At 44.5% G+C, this 14,360-nt stretch carries 14 protein-coding genes; 10 read left to right on the forward strand and 4 right to left on the reverse strand.

Translation table 11 applies throughout. From position 1 onward, the window contains the following. The first annotated feature begins 43 nt into the window (after window positions 1-43). Together EIZ58_RS00195 and EIZ58_RS00200 are read left to right on the forward strand one after the other, a co-directional pair. Window positions 44-1,156, forward strand: coding sequence for an MGDG synthase family glycosyltransferase (locus EIZ58_RS00195; protein WP_134698516.1), 1,113 nt, complete (start codon window positions 44-46; stop codon window positions 1,154-1,156). Between the two features lie 87 nt (window positions 1,157-1,243). Beyond that, complete coding sequence (locus tag EIZ58_RS00200) at window positions 1,244-1,438, forward strand: alpha/beta-type small acid-soluble spore protein (RefSeq protein ID WP_134698517.1); 195 nt, start codon at window positions 1,244-1,246, stop codon at window positions 1,436-1,438. A gap of 64 nt (window positions 1,439-1,502) precedes the next feature. Here the strand turns inward: EIZ58_RS00200 and EIZ58_RS34685 are convergent, their stop codons facing one another. Next, entirely contained in the window at window positions 1,503-1,634 is a 132-nt protein-coding gene (locus EIZ58_RS34685; protein WP_255438087.1) for a hypothetical protein, read from the reverse strand. 178 nt (window positions 1,635-1,812) lie between these two features. Here EIZ58_RS34685 and mbcS point away from each other — a divergent pair, with 178 nt between their 5' ends. The 3 genes from mbcS (at window position 1,813) to ytfJ (ending at window position 4,576) form a co-directional block, all read left to right on the forward strand. Further along, window positions 1,813-3,417, forward strand: a complete 1,605-nt coding sequence (gene mbcS, locus EIZ58_RS00205) for an acyl-CoA synthetase MbcS (RefSeq protein ID WP_240688901.1) — start codon at window positions 1,813-1,815, stop codon at window positions 3,415-3,417. A gap of 74 nt (window positions 3,418-3,491) precedes the next feature. After that, window positions 3,492-4,163 (forward strand): DUF2953 domain-containing protein, encoded by a 672-nt coding sequence (locus EIZ58_RS00210; protein WP_134698518.1) that lies wholly within the window; start codon window positions 3,492-3,494, stop codon window positions 4,161-4,163. Next, a complete protein-coding gene (ytfJ, locus tag EIZ58_RS00215) occupies window positions 4,136-4,576 on the forward strand; it encodes a GerW family sporulation protein (protein WP_134698519.1) in 441 nt (146 codons plus the stop codon). Before EIZ58_RS00210 ends, ytfJ begins: the two co-directional genes overlap by 28 nt. 33 nt (window positions 4,577-4,609) lie before the next feature. Here ytfJ and EIZ58_RS00220 read toward each other — a convergent pair whose 3' ends face one another. Together EIZ58_RS00220 and pyc are read right to left on the reverse strand one after the other, a co-directional pair. Next, window positions 4,610-4,909, reverse strand: coding sequence for a hypothetical protein (locus EIZ58_RS00220; protein WP_134698520.1), 300 nt, complete (start codon window positions 4,907-4,909; stop codon window positions 4,610-4,612). Window positions 4,910-5,042: 133 nt separating this feature from the next. Next, window positions 5,043-8,498 (reverse strand): pyruvate carboxylase, encoded by a 3,456-nt coding sequence (pyc, locus tag EIZ58_RS00225; RefSeq protein ID WP_134698521.1) that lies wholly within the window; start codon window positions 8,496-8,498, stop codon window positions 5,043-5,045. A 202-nt stretch (window positions 8,499-8,700) separates the two neighbouring features. Between pyc and EIZ58_RS00230 the strand changes: the two genes are divergently transcribed. Beyond that, a complete protein-coding gene (locus EIZ58_RS00230) occupies window positions 8,701-9,237 on the forward strand; it encodes a hypothetical protein (protein WP_134698522.1) in 537 nt (178 codons plus the stop codon). A 7-nt stretch (window positions 9,238-9,244) separates the two neighbouring features. Here the strand turns inward: EIZ58_RS00230 and EIZ58_RS00235 are convergent, their stop codons facing one another. Further along, a complete protein-coding gene (locus tag EIZ58_RS00235; RefSeq protein ID WP_134698523.1) occupies window positions 9,245-10,447 on the reverse strand; it encodes an MDR family MFS transporter in 1,203 nt (400 codons plus the stop codon). A 118-nt stretch (window positions 10,448-10,565) separates the two neighbouring features. Between EIZ58_RS00235 and EIZ58_RS00240 the strand changes: the two genes are divergently transcribed. From EIZ58_RS00240 to EIZ58_RS00255, 4 genes are all read left to right on the forward strand, one after another. Next, a complete protein-coding gene (locus tag EIZ58_RS00240) occupies window positions 10,566-11,474 on the forward strand; it encodes a LysR family transcriptional regulator (RefSeq protein WP_134698524.1) in 909 nt (302 codons plus the stop codon). Window positions 11,475-11,476: 2 nt separating this feature from the next. Further along, on the forward strand, window positions 11,477-12,373 hold the full coding sequence (locus EIZ58_RS00245) for an RluA family pseudouridine synthase (RefSeq protein ID WP_134698525.1): 897 nt from the start codon (window positions 11,477-11,479) through the stop codon (window positions 12,371-12,373). A 6-nt stretch (window positions 12,374-12,379) separates the two neighbouring features. Beyond that, entirely contained in the window at window positions 12,380-13,003 is a 624-nt protein-coding gene (locus tag EIZ58_RS00250) for a flavin reductase family protein (RefSeq protein ID WP_134698526.1), read from the forward strand. A 152-nt stretch (window positions 13,004-13,155) separates the two neighbouring features. Further along, window positions 13,156-14,214 (forward strand): ABC transporter substrate-binding protein, encoded by a 1,059-nt coding sequence (locus EIZ58_RS00255; protein ID WP_134698527.1) that lies wholly within the window; start codon window positions 13,156-13,158, stop codon window positions 14,212-14,214. Window positions 14,215-14,360 lie beyond the last annotated feature (146 nt).

Below are 14,360 nucleotides of genomic sequence, written 5' to 3' on the forward strand. Positions count from 1 at the left end.
ATGGGCATACTGTTATACATGTGAAAACATGTGAGGTGCCGCTATGAAAATCCTGATCCTTTCGGAGTCCATTGCCGGATCTGGCCATACTAGAGCAGCAGAGAATGTAGCGAAAGGGATCCGACTTCATGCTCCTGAAGCAGAAATAAAAATTGATAGTTCACTATCCCATGTCAGCCCCACCCTAGAAAAGTGGTCAAGCCGTTTGTATATGGGCGCCATTCGTCATGCCGCTCCATTGTGGGGTTGGGCCTATCAGCGAGATCGAGAGTGGAGCCGAATGGGAAAAAAGACGCTTAACAGCTTTGTTGCAAGGAAAATTGCCCCCTATATTGAAAAAGAGAGTCCAAATATTATTATCAGTACTCATGCTTTTTGTTTGGGCGGCTTGGCCGAGTTAAAAGAACGATATGGTTTCAGGCTTGGAGCAGCCCTAACGGATTACTGGGTGAATCCATTTTGGATTCATGAGAAGATCGATGCTTATTTTGTTGGAGCTGAATATGTGAAAGAGAAGATAATAAGAGACTTTTCCCTCGAGGCTCATAAAATTCATGTAACGGGCATCCCCATTGATCCCTCTTTTTCTCAACCTGTTCGTAGAGAAGGGATAAGAGAAAAGTATTCCATTCCCAAAGACGCTTGTTTTGTCTTGATTTCGGGAGGGGGAATGGGAATTTTGCCTTATGAGGAGATTCTCGAGGGCCTGTCTCAAGTAGATAAGTCTCTCTTTGTTGCGGTATTAATGGGTACAAATCAGCAAGCCAAAAAGAAAGTAGAATCTCATTTGGCTCATGCTGCTTTTCCTCATCCCATTCTCTTATTAGACTATGTCAGTAACATCCATGAATGGATGAAAAGCGCTGATTTGCTTATTGGAAAACCAGGGGGCTTAACGGTCTCGGAAGCACTGGCTTGCCATTTGCCCATCCTAATCTACAGGCCGATCCCTGGGCAGGAAGAACGAAACAGTCGGTTCCTACTTGAAGAACAGGTAGGGATGACGGCGGGGAATTCAGAGGAATTGAAGATCCAAGTTAATCAATTCATAGAGGTCCGTAAACAGGAATTAGCCATTCAAATAGAGAGAATGAAACGATTAGCTAAACCCGCTTCTGCGGAGGAAGTGGGAAAGATTATGCTTAACATCACTTAATTTCCATTAATTAACAATAAGGTTTGATGAATGAGTTTACCTTCTTTGTGAAACGATATGGTTACATCACAAGAGGAGGTGAATTACATGCCGAACAACAACCAAAAACTAGTTTCTGGTGCTTCTCAAGCTCTAGATCAAATGAAGTATGAAATTGCTCAAGAGTTTGGAGTTCAACTTGGACCTGAGCAAACGGCTCGTGCTAACGGTTCTGTTGGAGGAGAAATCACCAAGCGTTTAGTTCAATTTGCTGAACAGCAACTAAGCGGAATGCGTCAATAATGGCAAAACGCTCCTCATGGATCAGGAGCACATAGGCAGGGCAACCCTCGGGTTGCCCTGTTTTTCATTTGCCTTTAACCGCCCTCATCGCCTCCTCCGGCCCAAGAAGACTAATCATCTCCATTAGTTCTTTATTGTTTAAAGCAGTCTTTTTTCCCTTCTCAATTAGCTCTTGCAATCTCTTTTGGTCTTCCACTGATCAACACCTCCATTTGGTCATTATCTCCAACGAACGAGTAAACATTTACAAGGATAAGAAAAAGAAATGTTTGTAAGATTATCAAATTTTGGGTAAAATAAAGTTGAAACCGATTACATCTATACATAAAATTGACCGACTGTTCGCTCGGTAATGAGGGGAGAGGGGAAGTACGATGATGAACGAATGGGACTTAAACCTGCTTGCACCAGAATATTACAACATGGCTTCAGACATCGATCGTCATGCCAATAATCCATTGAAGAAGGCTTTATTATGGGAAGATGAAGCGGGACAAACTCAAGAAATCACGTATTTAAAATTGCGCAGGGAATCTAATCGATTGGCTAATGCCTTAACAAGCCTAGGACTAGAAAAAGGAGACAAAGTCATCATTACCCTTCCACGGATTCCTGAGGCCTACTATGCCTATTTAGGAGCACTTAAGATGGGCCTTGTCATTTCTCCTGGCTCCGAAATGCTCATGCCTAAGGATCTTCTTTATCGCTTGGAGCATTCGAAGGCAAAGGCCGTTATTTGTTCCCATGATTTAATCGATCGATTTAATCAAGTCAAAGGCGATGCCCGAGCACTTAAACACTTGATATCCGTAGGGGATGCTGTCGAGGGCTGGATAGAGTATGATACTTTAACCTCTTCTTTCGCAGATGAGTTTGAGATTGTACAAACCCGTTCGGATGATCTAGCTTTCCTAAATTATACATCGGGTACAACCGGAAACCCTAAAGGGGTGATTCACCATCATAGCTGGGCATTTGCGCATCAAGCGGTAGCCGCCAAGCTTTGGTTGGATGTTAAGGAAAACGATGTCATATGGGCAACAGCTTCACCAGGCTGGGCCAAATGGAACTGGAGTCCTTTTATTTCTACTTTAGGATCCGGAGCCACAGGCTTTGTTTACCATGGTCGATTCGATGCAAAGAAATATTTGCAACTGCTAGAGCGTTATCAGGTCAATGTGCTTTGCTGCACCCCAACAGAGTATCGTTTAATGGCCAAAGTAGATGGATTAGGGGATTATAAGCTACCGCATTTACGCAGTACCGTTAGTGCGGGCGAGCCTTTGAATAGGCAAGTGATCGACACCTTTAAGCATTATTTTGGTGTGGTTGTTCGCGATGGGTATGGTCAAACCGAAAATTCCTTGCTTGTAGGCACTATCATGGGAATGGAGCTTAAGGTCGGTTCGATGGGGAAGCCTACTCCAGGCAATCAAGTGGCTATTATTGATGAAGATGGTTGTCCTGTTGAAACTGGACAGGTTGGAGATATCGCTGTTCATCGGAGTGCACCCGCACTGTTTAAAGGCTACTTAAATGATCCTGAGCGTACAGCAGCGGCTTATAGAGGCGAGTGGTACCTTACGGGTGACCGGGCGAAGAGGGATGAAGACGGCAATTTTTGGTTCGAGGGACGTTCAGATGACATCATTATCAGTTCAGGATATACAATTGGACCGTTTGAGGTCGAGGATGCCTTGATTAAACACGACGCTGTCAAGGAGTGTGCCGTGGTAGCTAGTCCAGATGAGGTTCGCGGGTCCATCGTAAAGGCCTTTGTCATACTAAAAGATACAACCGAAGAAACAGAAGAAATGGTGGTTCGACTCCAAGATCATGTGAAACAAACGACAGCTCCTTATAAATACCCTAGAGAAATTGAGTTTGTAAGAGAGTTGCCGAAGACCTCTTCAGGTAAGATACGTCGAGTAGAACTTCGCCAACTTGAGGAACAGCGTAAACAAACGGGTGACCAATAGGGTCACCCGTTTGGCCGTTTTAGAGTAATTATAAGACCATCCGTCCATACTAGGTTAGAGGTGGAAAAAACGGAATGAAATGGTTCTTTTTGATTTGGACAACCATGTGGATTAGTTTCTTACTGACAAACGTTAAAATTATCATCCAGTACAAAAAAAGGAAGGTCGATGACCATATCCATCTGGAATTGCAATTTTTATTTGGTCTAATTTCATTAAAGTTTGACATCCCGATGATAAATCTAAATTCTTTTATGGAAGGTGTACCTGTGAAGACTCAAGCTTCTTCGGACGTCCCTGTAGGTAGAGAGCCTGCTCCGGCTATGGGAGGATTTTTCCTGAGAAGGCAATTGATCAAGAGGTTACTTGAGTTCCTTAACCGATTAAAACTAAGAGCCCATGATCTTCAGGAGGTGACAAGAGAAACGCTTAGCCGTGTACGGTGTGAGAGGTTAGAATGGTATACTCGGGTAGGTCTGGGGGATGCCGCCACCACGGGAATGGCTACAGGCCTGTTTTGGGGGATAAAGACCGCCATCATTGGAGTGATGTCTCATTATCTTTCCATGCGTACCACACCAAGAATGAATATTGTGCCTGCTTTCCATGCACTTGAGATTGATACCCAGTTTACTTGCATACTACGCTACCGTATAGGAAACACTATTATCGCAGTCGTGCGAATCCTATTCAAACTAATTAAAGGGCGTGAAGGAATATGGCAGAACACCCTATTCAGGGCTTAATGCAAACAGCCATGGAGAATTTGAAAGAAATGGTCGATGTGAATACCATTGTCGGAGACCCTGTTGAAACTCCCGATGGAAGCGTCATTCTTCCTATCTCGAAGGTAGGATTTGGATTTGCAGCAGGTGGAAGCGAGTTTGAAATGGTGGAAAAGGGAAAGGAACCTGGCGGCAAAGACATGCCGTTTGGTGGAGGTAGCGGTGGCGGTGTTTCCATCACCCCAGTTGCTTTTCTTGTTGTAGGTAAAAACGGCATTAAAACGATCCCTCTAGAAGGAACCAATCAATTGTACGACCGTGTCATGGATATGGCTCCCCAGTTTCTTGAGAAGGTGCAAACCATGATCAGTAAAGGTAATAAAGGAAATAAGAGTCAAAATGGACGTACAGAGGATCCATTTGACATTCAATAAGGGCTGACAACATGTCAGCCCTTTTACCTTTTTTTAAAGCTGTAAAACTTCTCGATACTCCCCGGGTTCATATCCCTTTTCTAAAAGATGTTCGGATAACAGGTCGCGAAGCTCAGGTGCTTTTTCCCGAATCTCAGGTATATCAATTTGGTCAGGGTCCTTAAGATCGAAATCAACAAAGCCGATCATGCCTTTTTCGTGCCGCCCTTCAAATCCAACATCAGCAATCTTATTGTTATATTCCATATGGGCAATCCCTGTAAAAAAAATGTCTGTTTCTTCATGATTCCTATCAAAATGATTAATATCATAGCCGCGAATTTGGATGGTCATGTTCGAAAGAGCCTCCTTAAGTTAAGATCTTTCGTTAGTCTGATACAAGCAAACCTTTTTTACTCCTCTAATTCCATTGAACAAAAATAAAAGCCTTTAGACAGCGTGATCTGCTATCTAAAGGCAAGCATCATTACTTCGTTTTTGTCAATTCGATGAGCAAGTCGCCCGTTTCAATGGTATCTCCATTTTTCACGTGGATGGCTTGCACCACCGCATTGAATGGGGCTTGGAGAGTGGTTTCCATCTTCATCGCTTCTGTAACAATGAGATGCTCTCCTTTTTTAACCTTGTCTCCCGGTTCGATCATCAGCTTGAGTACTTTACCTGGCATGGTTGCCCCAATTTGCTCGGGATTGGTCGGATCCACCTTGCGGCGAACTTCAACGGATACTTTAGCCGATTGATCACGGACTGTCACTTCACGAGGCTGGCCATTCAACTCGTAATAAATGGTTCTAGTTCCGTCCGGAGCAATTTCTCCGATTGAGATCAACTTCACCACCAGGGTTTTACCTTGCTCAATGTCTACAGAGATTTCTTCCCCGAGACGAAGGCCATAGAAGAAGGTAGGGGTGTCAAGGACAGAAAGCTTACCAAACTCATTGGCGTTCTTTTCTTTATCCAAGAATACCTTCGGATACATGATGTATGACATGATGTCCAACTCGCTTACGCTATGACCCACCTTTTCTTCAAGCTCCTGTTGAACCTTATCGAAGTCAACAGGGGGAAGAAGTTCTCCTGGGCGACAAGTAAAATAATCGCGTCCCTTTAAGATAATGTCTCGAAGCTGAGACGGGAATCCGCCTGGCGGTTGTCCTAGATAGCCTTGGAAGAATTGAACAACAGACTCCGGAAAATCGAGTCGATCTCCTTTATCATATACATCTTGCTCCGTTAGGTTATTTTGCACCATGAATAGGGCCATGTCACCCACAACTTTAGAGGATGGTGTTACTTTTACGATATCGCCGAACATCATATTGACGGTAGCGTAGGTTTCTTTGACCTCGTCCCAACGGTCAGCCAGGCCAACGCCCTTGGCTTGTTGGTGAAGATTCGTATATTGACCGCCAGGCATCTCGTGCTGATACACATCCGTAGTGGTAGCCTTCATCTCGCTCTCGAAGCCTACATAATACTGTCGGACATCTTCCCAATAATCCGCTAATTTTTGCAGGTTGTTTTCGTTAAGGCCGGTTTCTCTTGGTTGACCTTTTAGGGTAGAAACGAGCCCGTTCAAGCTTGGCTGGGAAGTAAGACCTGACATGGAGCTGATCGCCACGTCTACAATGTCTACGCCTGCTTCGTAAGCCTTCACCAAGGTACCCATCTGATTACCGCTTGTTTCGTGAGTGTGAAGGTGAATCGGAATACCAATCTCTTGTTTTAAAGCTCGGACAAGCTCATAGGCTGCGAACGGCTTTAATAAGCCTGCCATATCTTTGATACAAAGAATCTGAGCCCCTGTACGCTCTAATTCTTTACTTAGATTCACGTAATACTGTAGAGAATACTTATCTCGCTTTGGATCTAAGATATCCCCGGTATAGCACACCGTAGCTTCGGCAATTTTTCCTGCTTCGAGAACCGCATCAATGGCAACCCTCATTCCCTCTACCCAGTTTAAGCTGTCAAAGATACGGAAGACGTCAATGCCAGCGTTGGCTGATAATTGAACAAACTTGCGAATGACATTATCAGGATAGTTGGTATAGCCGACAGCATTGGCCCCGCGGAACAGCATTTGGAAGAGGACATTAGGGACTTGTTCTCTCAACTTGTGAAGCCTCTCCCATGGATCTTCATTCAAGAATCGCATGGTGGTGTCAAAGGTAGCGCCTCCCCACATCTCTAGAGAAAAGAGGTCAGGAGAAAGCTTACCTGTAGCTTCTGCAATCTGCAGCATATCGTGCGTACGGACGCGAGTAGCAAAAAGGGATTGCTGGGCGTCACGGAAGGTAGTGTCTGTAACTAATAAGCGGTTTTCCTTTTTAATCCAGTCAATTAATCCAGCTGGTCCTTGCTCATCCAGGATTTGTTTCGTGCCCTTAGGGTATTCTTGCTTAAAGCTGGTCACTGGAATTCTTGGACTCGGGAAGCTAGGCTTCTTACCTTTCGGTAAACCTGGATGACCATTCACAATCGTCTGGCCGATATAGGTTAAGAGCTTGGTCCCACGGTCTCTGCGTTTCGGGAACTCAAAGAGCTCCGTTGTTGTATCGATAAAAGAGGTATCATATTGTCCGCTGAGGAAATCAGGGTGCTGCACCACGTTTTCCAGGAATGGGATATTGGTTTTTACTCCACGGATCCGGAATTCCTTTAGCGTACGAAGCATCTTGCTTGATGCCTGCTCATACTTCATCGCCCAAGATGAAACTTTTACTAGCAACGAATCGTAATGAGGGGTAATCACCGCACCTGGGTAACCATTACCAGCATCTAGACGTATGCCAAATCCACCGCCAGAACGGTAGGCTAACAAACGTCCAGTTTCCGGGAGAAATCCGCGGGCAGGATCTTCCGTCGTTACGCGGCATTGGATTGCATATCCACGTGTGGTAATCTCTGCTTGACCGGAGATGCCGACTTCCTCATCGCTTAGGGCATAGCCTTCAGCAATGCGAATCTGGGATTGTACGATATCGATCCCCGTAATCATTTCTGTAATGGTATGCTCTACTTGTACGCGCGGGTTGACTTCAATAAAGTAGAAGCTGTGATCTGGGGTGACGAGGTATTCCACGGTACCCGCATTAACATAACCTGCAGTCGTCATAAGCTGTAAAGCGGAATTATTGATGGCATTGCGAAGTTCTTCAGGCAAAGAGACGCTTGGCGCCACTTCAACCACTTTCTGATGCCTACGCTGAATAGAACAGTCTCTTTCAAACAAGTGAACAACATGTCCATATCGGTCAGCTAGAATTTGCACTTCAATATGCTTCGGACGTTCCAGATACTTTTCAATATATACGGCTGTATTTCCGAAGGCTGATTTCGCCTCTGATCTCGCGCGGTCTAACGCTTCTTGAAGCTCGTCTTGATTACGGACGATTCTCATTCCTCGACCGCCGCCGCCTGATGCCGCTTTAATAATAATCGGATAGCCATGCTCTTTCGCGAAGAACATCGCTTCTTGCAGGGTTTGAATCGGTTCAGGAGTTCCGGGAATTACGGGAATACCTGCCTTAATTGCCATGGTACGAGCGTCAACCTTGTCTCCAAACATCTGAATATGCTCTGGCTTCGGTCCGATGAAGACAATGCCTTCCTCCTGACATCTTTGAGCAAACTCAGCATTTTCCGAGAGAAATCCATAACCTGGATGAATAGCATCCACATCGTGGCGCTTGGCCACTTCAATAATTCCTTCAATGTCCAAGTATGCTTCAATAGCACCTTTTCCCTCTCCGATTAGATAAGCCTCGTCGGCCTTAAAGCGGTGCAGGGCAATGTTATCCTGTTCGGAATACACGGCAACTGTTCGAATCCCTAGCTCAGTACATGCACGGAAGATTCGAATCGCAATCTCTCCACGGTTTGCGACTAGCACTTTCTTAAAACGTGTAATTTGTTTCATCCTTTGCCTCCCTGTCTCCCACAACTCCAATGTGATTAATGATCTATATATTATGATATCATAAATCAAATTTAACAAATTGTTAATAACTTTTTCTTTATTTTATTTATTCCGGTATTGCCAGAATGAGCACAGGATGCGGTGAAACCGTCGTATAAATGGGAAAAATATGGTGAACAATGGAAGCATGAGGTGAACAACAATGCTCTTGCTTGATCGAACGCCAGCTTATATTTGGCGCTTACTGCTTCCTAAACAAAACATCTTATTTCCAGAAAACCGAGATGATGAAGATCTTATTTTTCATTATCGAGGCTTTGTTTACTTTGTTCATGAGGATGGGGCTGTGATCAGGATGAAGAAACCGCAAAATGTCCACAAGCTGCAGCCTGAGGACATGTGGGAGCTTCTTTTTCACGATCATGATACCTTTGATTATGATGATCATGGTATGTTTTCTATCGGTTCCATTTTGATTCACATGGGTTTTCTCATACCCATGCAGACGAACCTTCATTATCAGGGCTATGAGGTTGAGGTGATCAATAAACTGTCGCCAGACCCCCAGGTTTATCAATATACTCTGCCTGCCGTATCTTTTCGCTACGCTCTTTACTTTTCTCTGCTTAGGTGTTACGAACTGAGCCTTCAAGATGAAGACGGTGAGTTTGAGGTACAATCGATTACTTTGCTAGACTACGATACGAAAGAAATAACGCCCCCATCTTCCTTAGGATAGGGGGTTTTTAGGATGCGCTTAAGAACCGCTTGCTATGTCTTCCCTCTAAGCGATGCAGGCTCCATGTGACGACAAGAGAAACGAACAAGCAACAGAACCAAGGAAGGGCAGACCAGTTGATTTGAGCTCCAAGATCGTAAATCCATCCTCCAAGACTGGTACTAAGCGCTCCGCCGATAGCAAGAGAATAGCCATTAAAACCATAATAAGAAGCCAGCTTTTGTTTGGGTGCAAGAATAGGAACAATGTCCATAAGGACTGGACCTGAAATCATAATTCCTACCGCAAATATAAAGGAGTTTATAAGGAGTTCCCAAAGAGTTGTAGAGAAGCTAAATAGGAATAGTCCAGTTCCCATCAATAAGGAGCCGATCCCAATCAGCGTCATGCGCTGCTGGTATTTCTCCAGCCATTTTGTCACATGCATTTGAAGCAAGATTACAGACCCAGAGATCACGGCATAAATATAAGCCACGCTTTCGGATTGACCTGTTAACGTTTGGGCTAACTTCGGAATGGTTAAAAACAGCTGCATATAGAGGTAATAGTACCCAATTAAAATGATGGTATAGATCACGAATGGTGTATCTTTTATAATCTCCTTCACATCCTGAGCCCAGCTTACCTGCGACATTTCAACCTCCAATGAAGGCAGGGCGAAGAGACATAAGAAACCGATAAATACATAAGTTAACCCTGCAGAAAGCGCTAGATAAGAAAAGGGTAGGGTACTGAGCACACTCCCTACTAAGGTGGAAGCGACAATTCCCATATTGGTAACCACGTTTTTAAAGGAGAATAGAGTTTTCCGGTGCTCTTCAGGCGTCAGCCGAGCAAAGGCGGCTTGAAAAGACGGCTCAAACAGGGCACCACCCAGCCCTGAAATGATCGCAGCGATAAAAAAGTGCCAGGTATTTGTGCAAAAGGCAAAGCTGATAAATCCAATGGAACGTATAAATACGCCAATAACTAAACTGGGCTTACAGCCGAATCGATCCGCAAAGATCCCTCCGATAAACGTAAGCCCCTGTTGTGAGAACTGACGGACGCCGAGCAGAACACCAGCCATAGCCATCGACCAAGCGAAGCTCCCCGTCAAATAAAGAGTAAGGTACGGAATCAAGGCATAAAAGCCCATATTCATCAGAAAAGAGCTGAAATACAAAATCTTAATCCCTCGAGGAGACAGCTCCCAAATCCTCATTAACATAGAATACACCTTCTTTGTCAGAATCATTCTACTCTAAAGATAAGGGAGGAATTTATTGCTGTACAACGAATAGTATTGATTACAATCATCGATAATTTGAATAGTAGGAGTTCGTTTCATGGATATAGAGCAGTTGCAGGCTTTTGTGGTTCTTGCGCACAATAAAAGCTTCTCTAAGACCGCAGAATCCCTCCATCTCGTCCAATCCACCGTGACCGCTCGCATTCAGAGCCTAGAGAGGTCAGTAGGCAGACCTCTATTTACCCGCAATAACCGTAAAGTGGAGATTACCCCCGCAGGACTTTCCCTGCTTCCGTATGCTGAACGGATTCTAATGCTTCGCCAAGAAAGCTTGCAGAAACTAAAAGCGATGGAGACTTATTCCGAACGGCTAGCCATAGGCAGCTTGGATTCGATTTGGAAGTACATGTTGTCCCCCGTGTTGAAGGATTTCTATGTACAGTACCCTCATGTAGCACTTTCCACCAAGACCGGCCACTCGGCGGATATGATTCAATACTTGATGGACGGTGTAATTCAAGTCGGCTTTGTTTTTTTACAGCCTCATCTTCCGGGATATGAAGTCACACCTTTTTATGAGGATGAAATTATCTTGGTCGCTCATCCGGATCACCCCGCTGTCGAGTTGGGTGGAGTTTATCCAGAGCAGCTGTCGGAGCTATCTTTTATATATATTAATTGGGGTTCCCCCTTCCAAGAATGGATGGAAGAGATTCTTTCTCCCAATTACTTGCCTCGCATCCAAGTGGACCAAGCCTCCTTGGCTTTATCTTTGGTTTCGGAACAATTAGGGATCTCTCTTGTGACGAAATCTTGTGCCGAGCATCGAGTACGGGCAAGAGAACTAGTAGAAATCCCTCTGTTAGGCAGCAAGAAACCTCCTAAGCGAACCGCTTATGCCGTCGTTCACCGTGAGAAGCGGGAGAGTCCGGCAGTGGAGAGTTGGTTTAGCCATATGAAAAGCTACGGTTTTTTTAACCAGGACATTGTAACGAAAGGGGAGTAGGGATGGGCAGTCTGACCTACCGCATCACAGAAGAAGACCACGGACTTACCATGAAGCAATTTTTGCGAAATAAAAAAGGACTCTCCCGAACGTTGCTTGTAAAGTTAAAAAAGGAAAAGGCTATTTTTCTCAATGGAAACTTTACTTATCTCGATCATCCCCTTCAAGCAGGGGATATCATTACTATAGTTATGAATGAGGAAGAGTCCGAGAATATCATACCCGAAGATATTACCTTAGATATTGTGTTTGAGGATGAGGATTTGATGGTTCTAAATAAAACGTACGGCCAATGTGTACATCCTACGTTGCTGCATCCGAGTGGAACCTTAGCCAATGGAGTAGTCAAATACTGGCAGGATCAAGGGTTTAACCGAAAGTTTCGAGCGGTGAATCGATTAGATAAAGATACAACAGGGTTATTAATAGTAGCGAAAAACCAGTTTGCCCACCAGCAGCTTGCGATTGTTCAGCGTAAGCACTTAATCATTCGTTATTATGAGTCGGTGGTTCATGGCCACCTCGACCGTGATACAGGAACGATTTCCGCTCCGATTGCCCGTAAAGGAGAATCCATTGTGGAAAGAGAAGTCCGTGAGGATGGACAAGAAGCCGTCACCCATTTTGAAGTACTGAAACGCTTTGCTAGAGCAACCTATATTAAACTCAAGCTAGAAACAGGAAGGACCCATCAAATTCGTGTACATATGAGTCATATCGGTCATCCCCTCATGGGGGACGACATGTATGGAGGCAGTAGGGAGGAGATGGGAAGGCAAGCTCTGCACGCGCGCTATCTGTCCTTTCCTCATCCCCGAACCGGCGAAGAGCTTTCGTTTGAAGCTGGCTTGCCAAAAGATATGAAGGATTTACTAGATAAATTAGCAAAGGGAGAGTGAACGCAAGTGGAGATTAATCCGAGTCAAAACAAACGCGCGGAGAACTATAAGCTGCTAATCGGAGGCGTTTTGCCGCGTCCGATCGCGTTTATTACTTCTCAAGGAAAAGATGGTGTATTAAACGCTGCTCCGTTTAGTTTTTTTAATGTCGTGGCAACAGACCCTCCCATGATTGCGGTTACCGTCATGAAAAAGCCCGGAGGAATACAAAAAGATACCGCTCGTAATATTCTTGAACAGCAGGAATTTGTCATTAATGTCGTCGATGAGCATAATGTCGAAAAAGTCAATCACACGGCTTGCGACTATCCACCAGAGATTAGCGAAGTGACGGAAGCCGGCTTGACCACAAGCCCAAGTAAAGTGGTCGGGGTTCCGCGAATAGCGGAGGCTCGTGTTCATTTTGAATGCCGTCTCCATCAGCATCTGGAGCTAGGGAATGGACCTAATTCGGATCTCATCATTGGCGAGATTGTACAGATTCATGTGGATGATTCCCTCTATCTTGGGGACGGGAAGATCGATACCCAGAAGCTAGCGCCTATTGGCCGATTAGCGGGAACGGATTATGTAACCCTTGGAAAAATAATATCGATGCCGCGTCTGGTTTACCAGCCAAAAGAATCATAAATGACATTTAAGAATTACCTTGTTGAAGAATAAGGTAATTTTTTTTGTGATTTAATATTTTTGTACTTTAAAGCGTGTGTGTGATGATGTATAATAACCATAGTTTTATAAAGGTTATAAAAATTTTAAAAAGACAGATGGGGGAACATAAGATGAAAAAACAATGGTTCAAACAACTTGGCTTGCTTTCATGTCTATTATTGACCGCTTGTGGTGGTGCCCAAACAACGAATGCTCCAGCGGAATCCGCTAAGACAGAAGCACCGGCACCGGCCGCTCAGGAAAAATTAAAAATAGGAATCACCCAAATTATTGAACATCCTGCCTTGGATGCGGCGAGAGAAGGGTTTATCGCTGCCTTGAAGGACAACGGATACATAGATGGGGAAACTATTGTGATTGACTTCCAATCCGCTCAAGGGGATCCCAGTACAGTAAATACCATCGCCCAGAAGTTTGCCAGTGATAAGAAGGATGCGATTCTAGCCATTTCCACCCCAAGTGCCCAATCCATTGTAAAAACAACGGAAGGTACAGATATACCTGTGTTTTTCACAGCGATCACCGATCCGCTTAAAGCAAAGCTGGTGGATAATATAGAGAAACCAGGCAAAAATGTAACGGGTTATTCGGACACGCACCCAGAAGCGATCAAGCGAGCCATGGGAGTTATTCCTGAATTGTTTCCGGATGTGAAGACTGTTGGGATTATTTACAATTCAGGAGAAGCCAACTCGGTTGTGAACGTCGATAATGCGAAAAACGCTTTAGCTGAGCTTGGGCTTAAGGCAGTGGAGGTTAACGCCAGCAATGCCACAGAAGTGAAGCAAGCCGCTGAATCTCTCGTTGGACGAGCTGATGTAATCTATGTTCCTAAGGACAATACGGCTGTAGCCGCTCTGAAGGCGATTGTGAAAGTGGCTGAAGATAATAAAGTACCGATGTTTGTAGGAGAAATGGATTCCGTTAAGAACGGGGGCTTTGCAGGCTTTGGCGTGGATTATTTTGACTTAGGGTATGATACAGGCAAAATGGCGGTTAAAGTGTTAAAAGGCGAAGCTAAGACGGGGGACTTGGCCGTACAATTCCCCGCTGAAATAAGCTTGGCTGTCAACAAAGAAGCTGCAGCTAACGAAGGGATCGACTTGGAAAAGCTGATGCCGGTGATTGAGAAGTACAACCCTGTATTCATTGAAAAAACAGAAAAATAACATATATTGGATAGGATTCCCGCTTGCTGGGAATCCTTTTTTTCTTTCCTGCTGCTCCACTTTATGGGAGAACAGCTAAAAAGCATTGCCGTCTTAAAAATTTACACTTAAACTATTACTTAAATTATATTATAATAATTTTTAGT

This window comes from Ammoniphilus sp. YIM 78166, assembly GCF_004522215.1.
Lineage (GTDB): Bacteria > Bacillota > Bacilli > Aneurinibacillales > RAOX-1 > YIM-78166.

What these genes read in the sequence shown, in the direction of transcription:
- EIZ58_RS00195 (WP_134698516.1), top strand. Translation starts at nt 44, where the DNA reads ATGAAAATCCTGATCCTTTCGGAGTCCATTGCCGGATCTGGCCATACT.
- EIZ58_RS00200 (WP_134698517.1), top strand. Translation starts at nt 1,244, where the DNA reads ATGCCGAACAACAACCAAAAACTAGTTTCTGGTGCTTCTCAAGCTCTA.
- mbcS (WP_240688901.1), top strand. Translation starts at nt 1,813, where the DNA reads ATGATGAACGAATGGGACTTAAACCTGCTTGCACCAGAATATTACAAC.
- EIZ58_RS00210 (WP_134698518.1), top strand. Translation starts at nt 3,492, where the DNA reads ATGAAATGGTTCTTTTTGATTTGGACAACCATGTGGATTAGTTTCTTA.
- ytfJ (WP_134698519.1), top strand. Translation starts at nt 4,136, where the DNA reads ATGGCAGAACACCCTATTCAGGGCTTAATGCAAACAGCCATGGAGAAT.
- EIZ58_RS00220 (WP_134698520.1), bottom strand. Translation starts at nt 4,909, where the DNA reads ATGACCATCCAAATTCGCGGCTATGATATTAATCATTTTGATAGGAAT.
- pyc (WP_134698521.1), bottom strand. Translation starts at nt 8,498, where the DNA reads ATGAAACAAATTACACGTTTTAAGAAAGTGCTAGTCGCAAACCGTGGA.
- EIZ58_RS00230 (WP_134698522.1), top strand. Translation starts at nt 8,701, where the DNA reads ATGCTCTTGCTTGATCGAACGCCAGCTTATATTTGGCGCTTACTGCTT.
- EIZ58_RS00235 (WP_134698523.1), bottom strand. Translation starts at nt 10,447, where the DNA reads ATGTTAATGAGGATTTGGGAGCTGTCTCCTCGAGGGATTAAGATTTTG.
- EIZ58_RS00240 (WP_134698524.1), top strand. Translation starts at nt 10,566, where the DNA reads ATGGATATAGAGCAGTTGCAGGCTTTTGTGGTTCTTGCGCACAATAAA.
- EIZ58_RS00245 (WP_134698525.1), top strand. Translation starts at nt 11,477, where the DNA reads ATGGGCAGTCTGACCTACCGCATCACAGAAGAAGACCACGGACTTACC.
- EIZ58_RS00255 (WP_134698527.1), top strand. Translation starts at nt 13,156, where the DNA reads ATGAAAAAACAATGGTTCAAACAACTTGGCTTGCTTTCATGTCTATTA.